General features: G+C 68.4%; 11 protein-coding genes and 2 pseudogenes. 11 read left to right on the top strand and 2 right to left on the bottom strand.

The features are described from left to right. Positions 1 to 234: 234 nt before the first annotated feature. The 8 genes and pseudogenes from OG609_RS41525 to OG609_RS41490 all read left to right on the top strand — a co-directional run bounded on the left by OG609_RS41525 (position 235) and on the right by OG609_RS41490 (position 5,639). Complete coding sequence (locus OG609_RS41525; RefSeq protein ID WP_327277499.1) at positions 235 to 804, top strand: DUF5994 family protein; 570 nt, start codon at positions 235 to 237, stop codon at positions 802 to 804. 11 nt (positions 805 to 815) lie between these two features. Then, complete coding sequence (locus OG609_RS41520; RefSeq protein WP_327277498.1) at positions 816 to 1,001, top strand: hypothetical protein; 186 nt, start codon at positions 816 to 818, stop codon at positions 999 to 1,001. Between the two features lie 148 nt (positions 1,002 to 1,149). Beyond that, positions 1,150 to 1,362, top strand: a complete 213-nt coding sequence (locus tag OG609_RS41515; protein ID WP_327278362.1) for a hypothetical protein — start codon at positions 1,150 to 1,152, stop codon at positions 1,360 to 1,362. Between the two features lie 38 nt (positions 1,363 to 1,400). Then, complete coding sequence (locus tag OG609_RS41510) at positions 1,401 to 1,673, top strand: hypothetical protein (protein WP_327277497.1); 273 nt, start codon at positions 1,401 to 1,403, stop codon at positions 1,671 to 1,673. 354 nt (positions 1,674 to 2,027) lie between these two features. Then, positions 2,028 to 2,390, top strand: a pseudogene (locus OG609_RS41505) (transposase); the annotation flags it as partial. A 676-nt stretch (positions 2,391 to 3,066) separates the two neighbouring features. Further along, positions 3,067 to 4,308 (top strand): PP2C family protein-serine/threonine phosphatase, encoded by a 1,242-nt coding sequence (locus OG609_RS41500; RefSeq protein WP_327277496.1) that lies wholly within the window; start codon positions 3,067 to 3,069, stop codon positions 4,306 to 4,308. 311 nt (positions 4,309 to 4,619) lie between these two features. Continuing rightward, positions 4,620 to 4,857, top strand: a pseudogene (locus tag OG609_RS41495) (transposase); the annotation flags it as partial. A gap of 62 nt (positions 4,858 to 4,919) precedes the next feature. Beyond that, positions 4,920 to 5,639, top strand: coding sequence for an IS6 family transposase (locus tag OG609_RS41490; RefSeq protein ID WP_442818045.1), 720 nt, complete (start codon positions 4,920 to 4,922; stop codon positions 5,637 to 5,639). A gap of 160 nt (positions 5,640 to 5,799) precedes the next feature. On the opposite strand, the gene OG609_RS41485 is transcribed toward OG609_RS41490, so the two are convergent. Together OG609_RS41485 and OG609_RS41480 are read right to left on the bottom strand one after the other, a co-directional pair. Further along, positions 5,800 to 7,953 carry an alpha-galactosidase gene (locus OG609_RS41485; RefSeq protein ID WP_327277494.1) on the bottom strand — a complete coding sequence of 718 codons (2,154 nt, stop codon included), beginning with the start codon at positions 7,951 to 7,953 and terminating at the stop codon, positions 5,800 to 5,802. Positions 7,954 to 7,992: 39 nt separating this feature from the next. Then, positions 7,993 to 9,213: an ROK family protein gene (locus tag OG609_RS41480; protein WP_327277493.1), complete on the bottom strand. Its 1,221-nt coding sequence runs from the start codon at positions 9,211 to 9,213 to the stop codon at positions 7,993 to 7,995. A gap of 113 nt (positions 9,214 to 9,326) precedes the next feature. Between OG609_RS41480 and OG609_RS41475 the strand changes: the two genes are divergently transcribed. From OG609_RS41475 to OG609_RS41465, 3 genes are all read left to right on the top strand, one after another. Beyond that, complete coding sequence (locus OG609_RS41475) at positions 9,327 to 10,610, top strand: ABC transporter substrate-binding protein (protein ID WP_327277492.1); 1,284 nt, start codon at positions 9,327 to 9,329, stop codon at positions 10,608 to 10,610. Between the two features lie 185 nt (positions 10,611 to 10,795). Further along, positions 10,796 to 11,605, top strand: a complete 810-nt coding sequence (locus OG609_RS41470; protein WP_442818100.1) for a carbohydrate ABC transporter permease — start codon at positions 10,796 to 10,798, stop codon at positions 11,603 to 11,605. Then, the gene (locus tag OG609_RS41465; protein ID WP_327277490.1) at positions 11,602 to 12,429 is read left to right on the top strand and encodes a carbohydrate ABC transporter permease; all 828 of its coding nucleotides are present in this window, start codon (positions 11,602 to 11,604) and stop codon (positions 12,427 to 12,429) included. The genes OG609_RS41470 and OG609_RS41465 overlap by 4 nt, the downstream gene beginning before the upstream one ends. Positions 12,430 to 12,454: the final 25 nt, after the last annotated feature.

The following is a 12,454-nucleotide window of genomic DNA, read 5'->3' as shown; positions in this document are numbered from 1 at the left end:
GGGCACCGTGGGCGAGACGGCCGCACAGCCTTGGTGCGCCGTCTGCTGATTCTGGGACTGGAAGCTCCCACCCTGCACTGGAAAACACCTGGTCGCAGCGGCCAGAGTCCGTCGAACAGGCGTACAGTTAAAAGACCGGAAGTACTTCGCACACCGGCTCCCACGCGGGTGTCATTTTCGGCGATCACGAAAAAACCGGGCTGCCGACGGACAGCCCGGGGGCAGGTCCACACCATGGCCACCCTCCTTGACCGGACCGCGCCCCGCGCCCCCGCATCAGAGTTCCCGGCACGCTTGTCCCTCACCCCGAAGAGCACCCTCGCCGGCCAGCTGGACGGGGCCTGGTGGCCCCGTTCCCGCGACCTGGACGTGGAGCTTCCACCGCTGGTGGCCGCACTCGACGAGGTCTGGGGACGCATCACACGCGTCACCATGAACCCCACCCACTGGCCCGTCATCCCGCACAAGGTGCCCGTCTCCGGGCACACCGTCCATGTGGGCTGGTTCACCGAACAGCACCCCGACAAACTGATCCTGCTTTCCCTCACCCTCGGCCGCTGGGACCTGCTCGTGATCCCGCCCGAGACCGAGCCCGCCGCCGCGGCCCGTCTCATGGCCGCTGCCGCGATCCCCGGAAGCGTTCTCACCGCCGACATGCTGATGGCCAACGAAGCCGATATCAGCAGCGGCATACGGGACGCCCGAAGCCGCGAGGACACCTGGGAAACCGAAGGCGGAGCATGCATGGCGCCCTTCGGGCACCCGATCGGGCAACGGGCCCTCCCCGCACCCGGGAACACGTAGCGGTGAGAAGCATGGCGCCCCTCATCCTCATCGCGGCGGTGATCGTCATGACCGCCATCGGAATGCATCAGATGCACCTCCTCAACACACAGCACGACGCGCGCATCGCCGCCTATCACTTCAGCGACGCCCTGCCCGGCGTCCGCCGACGCAGCCGCAAGCACCACCCGCGGGCACACGGAGACCCCTGCCGATGACCCAGACCCTCCTCTGACCGGGGGCAGTGGGTGGGACGCCACAGGCGTCCCACCCACCGACGTGTCGCCCGCCCCCGACGAAAGGACACCTGCCTCGGACCCTCACGAGACACAGACACCGCGGTCAGCCGGACACGCAGAAGTCCGTATCGTCGCCGCCTCGCCCCAGGCCGCCCGCGCGGTCGCCGAAATACTGCGCCACTGCTTCGACGCCACCGAACAGCGCAGCTACCCCACCCCCGCCGGCGGCACCCGGCTCCACCTCACCGTCGACACCGAAACCGCCGCCGGCCCCGTCCGCTCCTGGCTGGCCACCAGCAGGCCCCCCACCGGCACCGGCGCCCACGCCGATGAGACCTGACGGACCGGGGCACACACCACGCACGAAAGGACGCGGCCATGGCCACACTCCGCGAGCGGAAGACCTACCGCCAGCAGATCCTCAACGACCTGTACGAAGCCACCGAAGGCAACCGCCTCCTCGGCATCACCGGAGCGAAACTCGGACACGACCTCCACATCCCGGAACAGGACCTGGCCGCCGCCTGTACCTACCTCGCCGGCGAGGGTCTGATCACCGTCGACTGGGAGCCCGGCAACACACCCGCAATGGTCTCAATGACCCACCAGGGAATCCGGCTCATGGAGACCGAGGAAGAAAATCGCGGCTGAACCAGCCTCTCAAGCACAGTCACCTGGCCCCAGCCAGCGTACGCATTGCTTGCAGCGGAGTGGGTTCACCCAGACATCAGTGAAGCACCCAGGGCACCTGTTTCAAGAAGCACGCCGCCACCCACTCTCGCGGCTGGTGGTGGCGTGCCACAACGTGCCGGTAAGAGCGGTACGGTATCCAGGGGGCGTCGGGGATCACTCCCAGGAGGCCACCAAGGAGCATTCTCCCAGGTCAGCGGCTAAGTGCACACTCAAGTGCCGAGTGTTTCCCAAGCTCGGAGCGCGAGTTCGGCCGCTGGACCGCCGGATGCTGGGCGCCGACCACAGGCTCCGTGCTGGCCAGGCGGGTGAGCCGCCCGCATCGCCCTGGCTCAGCTCCCGGGGAAGTACCGGCGGGGGCGGCAGACGCTGATCCGCACCGACTCCGGTCGCGGCACCCACGAGTTCGTCTCCTGGCTCACGCAGCGTGGCCAATGGCTGTCGTACTCGGTCGGCGTGACCATCACCGACGCCACCCATCAGGCCATCTTGAAAGTACCAGCCTCGGCCTGGACGCCAGCCGTCGAGCCGGACGGCGAAGTCCGTGACGGGGCATGGGTGACCGAACTCGCCAGGGACGTGGTGCTGGACGGCTGGCCGGACGGGATGCGGCTGATCGTCCGCAAAGAACGGCCGCACCCCGGCGCCCAGTTGCGATTCACCGACGCCGACGGCATGTGCCATGACTCAATCCTTTCACGGAATCGAGTCTCTATTCGAACCGGGGCGGTTCACCCTGCGCCCACCCGACACGACAGCCGGGCCACTGACGAGCCCACCACCAGGCCCGACAGCCGAAACGGCCCGTCAGAGAAACCGACGGACCGCCACGAAAGATCGAGGCTAGGTATCCGGATGTCGGCCTCGGCGCCGACGCTCTCATCGCCACAGCTATTGGCCCGACCACCAAGCGACATCAATACTCAGGTTCTGGTTCAGCTTCTGTGGTCGGTCACGCTGGGTTAGCCGGTCACGGGAAGAGGACCTGTTTGCGCAGAAAACTATGCATGCCAACTGTTCTGACCGGGTGCGACATGCCGCCTCTGGCGTAATCGACTCGTTGGGCCGGTTAGCGGTGTCAGGCTGTAGGGGTTGATCACTGTCGTGCGAGGAGCCCTGCGCGCACAGGGCGTGTGAGCGTTCTCCGAGCGGATCGCCGCTGACTTCCCGCTGGATCCGAGTGTGTCGGGGTGTGCATTGGGTCGGGGCACTGTGAGCCGGAATACGTGGCTGGGGTGTTGAAGGCGCCAGCGCCGAGAGAGGGAAAAGCAGCTCCCCATCCTGGCTGACACCGCCTGGTACCGGCTCCGCCCACTGAATTCCCACGCCGCGGTACGAAGGGATGCAAGGAGCGATGACCGAAGGCGGGCGGAAGCCGAGCAAGTTTGAGGTGGACCGGTCGGAGGGGTTTGGTGAGCGGTTGCTGGGTGTGCTGCTGGACCGGGCTCACGAGATGCCGCCGCAGTTGATCGCCCCGCTCGTTGCGGAAGAAGTGGCCAGGGTCGGTGGCCGGGACCTCTCGATCCTCTTGCAGGACTACGAACAGATGCTGCTGGTGCCGCTACCGGGACGGCGGCTGACGGTCGGTGACCCCGAACCGGTCGAGGACTCCCCCGCCGGCGAGGCGTTCCTGAGCCGCAAAACGGTAGAGGTGCCGCAGGACGGCACTGTGCGCATGTATCTGCCGCTGCTGGACGGCAGTGACCAGATCGGGGCGATGGCCGTCACCCTGGACAGCGTCGATGACGACGACCGGCGGTTGCTGCGCAGACTCGCCGGCTTGGTCGCAGACATGATCGTCACCAAGGACGCCTACACCGACCTGTTCTTCCAGGCCCGGCGCAGCGCCCCGATGAGCGTGGCCGCGGAGATCCAGTGGTCGTTGCTGCCCCCGCTGTCGATGACTGTTCCGCAGGTTGAGGTGGCCGGAATCCTGGAGCCCGCGTACGACGTGGCCGGCGACAGTTTCGACTACGCCCTCAACGGCGACATCCTTCATGTGGCCATGATCGACGCGATGGGCCACGGCCTGGACGCGGCGACCATGGCGACGGTGGCCATCGGCGCCTATCGCCACACGCGACGGGCCAACACGGATCTGTCCCAGGTGTACGCGTTCATGGACAAGGCCATCAACGAGCAGTTCGGCCCCGACCACTTCGTCACCGCGCAGATGATGTGTCTGGACATCGCCACGGGCCGGATGCAATGGGTCAACGCCGGCCACCCGGCACCGCTGCTGATCCGTGACCGCGCCGTGGTGGACCGGCTGGAGAGCCCGACCACATTGCCGGTCGGCTTCGGCGGTGAGCAGCCGGAAGTCAGCGAGCGGATGCTGCAACCCGGGGACCGGCTGCTGTGTTTCACCGACGGCCTGATCGAGGAGCACCAAGCCGGCGGGGAACAGTTCGGTGAGGAGCAACTCATCGAGTGGACCAACCGGATCCTCCGTGACCACATCGCGGTGCGGGCGGTGGTGCGCGCGCTTTCTCACGCCCTGAAACAGGAACGAGGCGGCATCACCAGCGACGACGCGACCATCTTCCTCATCGAGTGGCGCGGCGGCGACGCCGATCATCTCGCCACCCTCGATTGAGCCGACGACCACCCGCCCCGAGGGAGTCGAAGCCCCCACGGCCGATCCGCCGTTCGCCAAGCCGCCCTCGGCCCAGAGGAAAAAGGCAGCCGTCACCGCAGGATCTGTTGAACCTCCGGACGCCACTCTTCCATGTCTGCACCCTTTCTCATGAACAGAGCCAACGGTCGGCAGTGCGGTGTAGAGGTCCGCCAGCGTTCAGCCCGGCCGTAGAGTGCGGTATTCAGTTGAGGTGTATTCCCCAGACTCAACCGGTCGTCGCAACACCCCACGAGCCGAGGGTCACGAGCGGATTCCAACGGCAGCACCCCGGCATCTCGCTGGCGGTCTCGCTGACCGGCGGCAACCACAACGATGTCACCCAGCTCATTCCGCTGCTCGAAGCGGTGCCGCCCGTACGCGCGCAAGCGCGGTCGGCCGCGTCGTCGCCCGGACGTTGTGCTCGCCGACCGCGACTACAACCACGACAAATACCGGCGCTTGGTCTGGGGCCTCGCTGTGAAGCAGTTGATCGCCCGACGGGGTACCGATCACAGCTCTCGGCCGGGCACTGTCACGTTGGCTGACGGGTGGGATGATCTTCGGGTTGATCATGGTGGAGGGGGTTGTCCGTGGGCAGTACGGCGCCGTCGTACAAGGGGCACCGGTACCCGGTCGAGGTGATCTCCCACTGCGTGTGGCTGTACTTCCGCTTCCCGTTGTCATTCCGCGAGGTGGAGAAGCTGATGCTGCAGCGCGGCATCATCGTCTCCTACGAGACGGTCCGCCGCTGGTGCCTGAAGTTCGGACAGGCCTATGCCGACGGACTGCGCCGCCGTCGGCCACGGCCCGGGGACAAGTGGCACCTGGACGAGGTCTTCATCAAGGTCAACGGCGAGCTGAAGTATCTGTGGCGGGCCGTCGACCAGAATGGCAACGTCCTCGACATCCTCGTCCAGAATCGGCGGGACAAGACCGCGGCAAGACGCTTCTTCCGCCGCCTGATAAAGAAGACCCGTACGGTGCCGAGGGTGGTCGTCACCGACAGGCTCCGCTCCTACAGCGCGGCGCACCGCGAGGTCATGCCCTCGGTGGAACACCGCTCCCACAAGGGCCTGAACAACCGGGCGGAGAACTCCCACCAGCCCACGCGGCAGCGTGAACGCGCGATGAAGGGATCCCGTTCCGTAGGCGGGGCCCAGCGGTTCCTGTCCGCGTTCAGCGGCATCTCGCCCCACTTCCGCCCTCACCGCCACCTGATGACAGCCTCCGACCACCGAGCCGAGATGACCGTCCGCTTCGCGATCCGGGACCAGATCACCCAAGCTGCCAGCCGGCCCACCACGGCCTGACCACAGGCCCGGACCGCAAGCCCACCATGCCCCAACGCGCCGTCAGGCACCGACATACTCAACAACTTGACAGCGCCCATCGGCGACGTCAAGCGCCTCGCCTTCGAGTCCGACTTCGACGAACTCGCGCTCAAGCTGCGTGACGAGGCCATCCGCCGGATCAGACGGCGCGCAGGTGGACCAGCGCCGCGCTCTGAGGTGCCCGCGCAGGACCTGGCAGCCCCAGTGCTCCCAGTGCCGCACCGGAGGCCTGGACGCCCGTGACCTCCCAGGTGACCGACGGGTCGGCCGGCGTGATGAGCGAGGCGCTGTAGGTCTGGTCCGGGTCGAGTCCCGGGATGCGGAGCCGCGGTGGCACGGGCACGATATCATCGAGCTGGGCATAGGAGAAGAGCGCCTCCGACCGGTCCCGGGCGACCACTCCATGCGCGAGTAGACCGTCGGGCAGTTCGACGCGCGTCAGCCGCCCCGTGTGCAGGAGCGCGCGGTGCCGCTTGTAGAGGCCGATCCAGGACTTGAGACGGTCCAGCTCGTGGGCCGGCACCTTCGTGAGGTCCCACTGGATGCCGAACTGGCCGAAGAAGGCCGTGGCTGCGCGGAGGTCCAGGGTGCTGGTCCGGCCGGTCTGGTGGGAGACCGGTGCGGTGACGTGAGCGCCGAGGTACTCCAGCGGGGCGAGCTGGGCGGTCCAGTGCTGGATCGGCTGGCGGGACAGCGGATCGGTGACGTCGGAGGCCCAGGTGCTCTGGACCCGCTCGAGCACGTCCAGGTCGATCCTGCCGCCTCCCGAGGCGCAGCTCTCCCACGAGATGCCGGGATGGCGGCGGGCCAGCTCATCGAGGAGCTCGCGGAAGGCGAGGGTCTGCCGCCGTGAAGCGGGCCGGCCGGTGCCGCGCGAGTCACCGCCGTCGACCTGGTCGCGGTTGTGGTCCCACTTGACGAAGTCGATCCGGTGCGCCGCCACCAGACGGCCGAAGGCGTCGAGCAGGTGGGTCCGCACGTCCTCCCGGCCGAGATCGAGCAGGTAGCAGTTGCGTTCCAGCACGGGCGACCGGTCGCCCGTGCGCAGAATCCAATCGGGATGATCGCGGTGGACCGCGGAGTTCGGGTTGACGGCCTCCGGCTCCCACCAGAGCCCGAACTCCATCCCCTTCTCGTGCACCCGGTCCACCAGCGGTGCCAGCCCGTGCGGCCACACCGCCGGGTCCGGGGTCCAGTCGCCCAGGCCGTCGTCAAGGGAGGTGCGGCCTGCGAACCACCCGTCGTCGAGCACGAAACGCTCGGCACCCAGCTCGGCCGAGATGTCGACCAGCGCGGTCAGCGTGTCGAGGTCGTGGTCGAGGTAGACCGCCTCCCACGGGTTGAACATGACGGGTGCGGGCCGGGACGGATGGGCCGCGAGCGACCGGACGTACTGGTGGGTCGCGTCCGCCAGTCCGTCGAGGCCGCGCGCGGACGCGGCCACGTGCACCCAGGGCATCGCGTACGTCTCGCCCTCGGCGAGGACCATCTCGCCCGGGTGCAGCAACTCGCCGGCCCGGACGACGGCGGTGCCGGAGCTGAGCTGCTCGACTGCGTACCGGTGGTTGCCACTCCAGGCGAGGTGGACACCGAGCACCTCACCCTGGCCGTATCCGAAGCCGGGGTTACCGACCACGACCAGGCCGGTGCCGTCGAGGACGCGCATGCCGCGGCGGTGCTCCCGGACCCACTGCCCGTCCGCGAGGGCACGGCGCTGCGGCTGCCGCTCGCGGGCCCATCGCCCGGTGAAGTCAAGGATCTCGCCCGCGCCGGTCGGAACGGGGACGACCACGTCGAGGGCGTCAACCACGTAGGGACCGGCGCCGACGTTGGTCAACAGGTGCCGGAGGCGGAGCCCTCCCCCCGGGACGGCTTCGGCCTCGAAGCACAGTTCGAGTCCCGCTGCCCCGTCGGTGGTCCGGACCACGAGTGAGCCGTCCTCGCACCGCACCGAGGCGGGGCCGAACGCGGTGGACCAGTCGCTCCCGGGGCCTTCGGGGCCGACCCGGTGGCCGAGCAGCGCGGGCCGTCCGAGGTAGCCGCGCGCGTGCTCCGGGAGCACGCTGACCGGTGAACCGATCAGCCAGGAGTTCCAGGCCGTGGTCTCGACCGAGGCCGGGAACGTCAGGGACCGGACGTCCGTCGCCGCCAGGGAAGACCCCACCCATCCGATGTCGGGCAGGCCGTCCGCCCTCGGCAGCAGGACCATCGTCGTGGTCTCGGTCCCGCCGAGTCCGGAGAGGGACACGGGGGCGGTGGGCGCGGGCACGGCAACGCGTCCGGGCTCGATCATTCGGTGACTCCCTGGTGCGGTGAGAGGGGGGTGGGGGGATCAGGCCTGCACTGCGAGCAGGCGTTCCTTGAGGTCGTCGAGCGCCAGCCGGGCGGCGCCGAGGGCGACGGACTCGTCGCCGAGCAGGGACACACGGAACTCCGGGTTGTTGAGGGAGGTAGCGGCCAAGTGCCGCTCGAAGGGACCGGCGAGCACGTCCCCCGCGCGGGACAGGCCGCCGCCGAGCACGACGAGATCGGGGTCAACGGCGTGGACCAGGACGGAGGCGCCCAGGGCGAGGGCCTCGGCGACGCGGTCGACGGTGCGCACCGCGGTGCGGTCGCCGTTCGCGGCCGCTTCGAAGAGGGCCCGGACGTTGCCGCTGGTGGACTCCTCGGCGGCCGAGCCCGCGAGCTCGCGGCTCTCGCGGTCGAGCTGCGCCATCGCTTCGGCCCACCCCAGGATCTTCATGGAACCGACGGACGCCGCCAGGCCATGCCGCCCGTTGTGGATCTGCCCGTTGATGACGATCGCGGCCCCGAGGCGGCGGCCGGCGTGCATGTAGACGAGGTCGCGTGCCCCGGCGCCGCCCTGCCACTGCTCGGCCACCGCCGCGAGGTGGATGTCGTTGGAGACCACAACGTCCCGCTTGAAGCGCTCCGACACCTCCGACACCACGTCGATCCGGTCGAAACCCGGGAGTGAGTAGACGTCCAGGTCCTGGCCCGCGGGAACGGTGCGGATGTCCATGACCTCCGAGCCGTTGGCGCCCACACCGGTGATGCCGCAGGCCACCGAGCGGACGTGTTCCGCGCTCGTCCCGGTCTGCCGGAGGGTCACCTCGACCAGACGCGCCGCCGCCCCGATGCGCCCGGCCGGCCCGACTCGGGAGTCGACGCTGCGTCTGCGTACCGCCAGGACGTTTCCGCGCAGGTCGCAGACGACCACGGCCACCTTGTGGGCGCCGATGTCGACTCCGACGACGGCGAAGTCCTCGGCCACGACCTCGTAGCGCCGGGCCGGCCGCCCCGCCGACCGCTCGCCGTTCGGACGGTCGAGTGCCTCACGGACGAAGCCCTCGTCCAGCAGCGTCGCCACCAGGTCCTCGGCGGTGGGGCGGGAGACTCCGACGATCGCACGCACGTCGCTGACCGTCAGTGACGGGGCGTCGAGGAAGGCCCGCACCGTGGCCGAGAGATTGAGCCTGCGCAGGAGGTGGGCATCGCCCGCACGGCCTGCGGGTGCCGTGCTGCCCCGGGTTTCACCAATGTCTTGACTCACGGCGGCACGGTATCTAAATTGACGCCGCAACAGCAATATTGACAAGAAACTTACTTATCTAAATTCTGGCCGAGCGACCTCCCCCGGTGGGTTCGACCAGCAAGGAGGGCCTCATGAGCAAGCGGGCCAACTGGGGTGCGGTAGCGGTGTCGTTGGGCCTGGTCGCGCTGACCGGCTGTGCCGTCGGCGGCGGGAACGGAGGTGGGAGTGGTTCGGGCGATGACGTGACGTTGAGCCTGCTCACCTTCGAGACCCCCAACCTCACCGCCTCCTACTGGGACGACATCATCGCCCGGACCAGCGCCAAGGTGCCGGGGGTGAAGATCAAGAAACTCGTCGCGCCGAGCGCCGAACAGCGCAACGAGTACACCCGCCAGCTCGACTCGACCGGCGCACTGCCCGACATCATGGTCGCGATCGATCCCGCCGGACTGGCGGAGGGCGGCAAGCTCGCCCCGTTCAGCGAGAAGGAACTGGCGGACTGGACCAGCCCGACCGCGAACAGCTTCAACGGCAAGATCTACCAGCTGCCCACCAACTCGCAGACCTGGCAGATCTACTACCGCAAGGCGGACTTCGAGAAGGCGGGCATCACCACTCCTCCGAAGAAGTGGGACGACCTGCTCGCCGCGGTCGACAAGCTGAAGGCGGCGCGGATCAAGCCGTTCGTCATCGGCGGCGGTGCACCGGACGGCCTCGGCCCGCGATGGACCTTCGCCCAGCTGGTGGCCGACGAGGTCTACGCCAAGGACCCAAAGTGGCTCGACAAGCTGACCGCGGGCAAGACCGACTTCAGCGACCCGCTTTTCGTCAACGCGGCGACCAAGATGAAGGCACTGGCGGGCAAGGAGAACGTCGACAACCTGTCGGCCACCTACGCACAGGCGCAGGAAGCCTTCTTCAAGGGCAAGGGCGCCATGTACCCGATGGGCTCGTGGTTCCCGGCGTCCCCGGACAAGGCGCAGCAGAAGGAGTTCGGCGCCTTCCCCATGCCCACGCAGGACGGCTCGCTCGTCCTGCCCGTTTACACCGGCGGTGGTCTGTCGGTGAGCGCCAAGGCCTCCGACGTCGCGAAGGCCAAGCAGTGGGCCGTCGAGTTCTCGAAGCTGAACGCCGATGGCGGGGCGCGGTACGACGGCCTGTTCGTCGCGCTCAAGGGCTACAAGCCGCCGGCCGGCCTGCCGCCGCTGTACAACACCACCCTCGATCTCTACGAGAAGGCCCAGGCCGGTGGAACCGTGACGCCGAGCTTCGGAAACGAGAGCGGTGTCCCGGCCCTGCCGTCGGGCTTCATACCCAAGGTCGACGCGGCACTGAACGATCTCCTCAACGGCCGTGCGGACGTGGACAAGTTCGTCGCGACGCTGAACACGAAGTTCAAGGAGCTCTCGAAGTGACACACCCCTCGCCCGCCCGGACGGGGACCGACGCCGCCGGAGGAATACCGCGGCCCGTCCGGCCGCCGGCCACTTCGGCCCCGTCCGGGCGCGCGGGTGGGCCGCACCGGCGCCGCACCTGGACGTGGTCGTCAGCGGGAACCGGCGCCGTCTTCGTCCTGCCGACCCTCACGATCTTCACCGCGATGGTCCTGGCGCCCATCCTGTGGACCCTCTACACCGGGATGACCGATGAGCGCGCCACGCGCCCGGACACCTCGTTCGTAGGCCTGGACAACTACGGATTCCTCCTCGGGAACGAGGAGTTCCGGCACTCCCTGTGGAACACCGTGGTGATCACGGTGATCGTGGTGGTGCTGACGAACCTGCTCGGTCTCGCGATCGCCCTGCTGCTGCGCCGGCCGGGCCGGCTCTACAGCCTGCTCCGCAGCGTCTACTTCACACCGGTGATCCTCTCCGCTGTGGTGGTGTCGGTGATCGGGCGTTCGATCCTGGCGGACGACGGCCTGCTGAACAGCGCGCTCGTCTCGCTGGGGGTCGAGCACCCGCCGGGCTGGCTCACGGATCCCTCGTACGCGATCTACTCCGTCTCCGGGATCATGGTCTGGCAGCTGCTCGGCTTCGCCGTCGTGGTCTACCTCGCCGGGCTCGCGGGGATCCCCGCCGAGCTCGACGAGGCCGCGAGCCTCGACGGCGCCGGCCCCTGGCAGCAGTTCCGCGCGATCACCTGGCCGCTGCTCGCGCCCGCGCTGACGATCAACACCGTGATGCTGATGATCAGCTCGTTCAAGGTCTACGACCAGATCGCCGTGCTCACCAACGGCGGCCCCGGCACCGACGGCACGGCCACCGTGGCCTTCGCGGTGATCCGCACCGCCTTCTCCGAGCAACGTCCGGGAGTGGCGTCCGCGATGGCCGGGATCATGCTCGTCGTCGTCTCGGTAGCGAGCGTGACCGTGCTCAGGCTCCTGCAACGACGAGAGGTGAATCTGTGAACTCCCGAATGCCGTGGATGCGGCCGCTGTTGGCCACCGGCGTGGCGGCCGTCTTCTGCATGCCGCTCTACGTGGCGCTGGTCAACGTCTTCAAACCCAGCTCCGAGGTCGTGACATCGCCGTTGGCGCTCCCGCTTCCGCCGACGCTCGACAACCTCGAACACGTACTGAGCCGGCCGGACGGGCTGTTCTGGTACGGCCTCGTCAACTCCGTCACCCTGACCGCGGCGTCGATCCTCATCACCACCGTGCTGGCCGCGATGTCCGCGTACCATCTCGTGCGGTCGGGCCGCTGGTGGAGCCGTGTCGTCCTCGGCGTCATGCTGTCCGGCCTGATGATCCCGCCCGCGGTGATCATGCTTCCGATCACGCGGATCCTCGACGCCATCGGCCTGTTGCACTCGATGCCGGGCGCCGTGCTGGTCGACGTCGGGTACTACCTGCCGTTCGCCGTGTTCGTCTTCATGGGCTTCATCCGCTCGATCCCGCGCGAACTCGAAGAGGCCGCGGCGGTCGACGGTGCCGGCCGCTTCCGGATCTTCTGGCAGGTCGTCTTCCCGCTGCTGCGGCCCGCGTCGGCCAGCGTGCTGATCTTCCTCGGGGTATGGGTCTGGAACGACTTCCTGACTCCACTGCTCGTCCTGGGCCCGGGAGCCGGGAACACCGTGACGGTCGGGATCTTCCGCTCCATCGGCCCCTACCAGCAGGACTTCGGGGCGGTGTTCGCCTTCATGCTGTTGGCCACACTGCCCGTCCTGGCCTTCTATCTCGCCTTCCAGAAGCAGTTCGTCCGTGGTCTGACAGGGGGTGCCACGAAGGGATGACCGGCACGAGCGGCCGGTGCAGCAG

It is taken from the genome of Streptomyces sp. NBC_01224 (assembly GCF_036002945.1).
In the GTDB taxonomy this organism is placed as follows: Bacteria; Actinomycetota; Actinomycetes; order Streptomycetales; family Streptomycetaceae; genus Streptomyces.
This window is presented reverse-complemented; position numbering and strand designations above follow the sequence as displayed.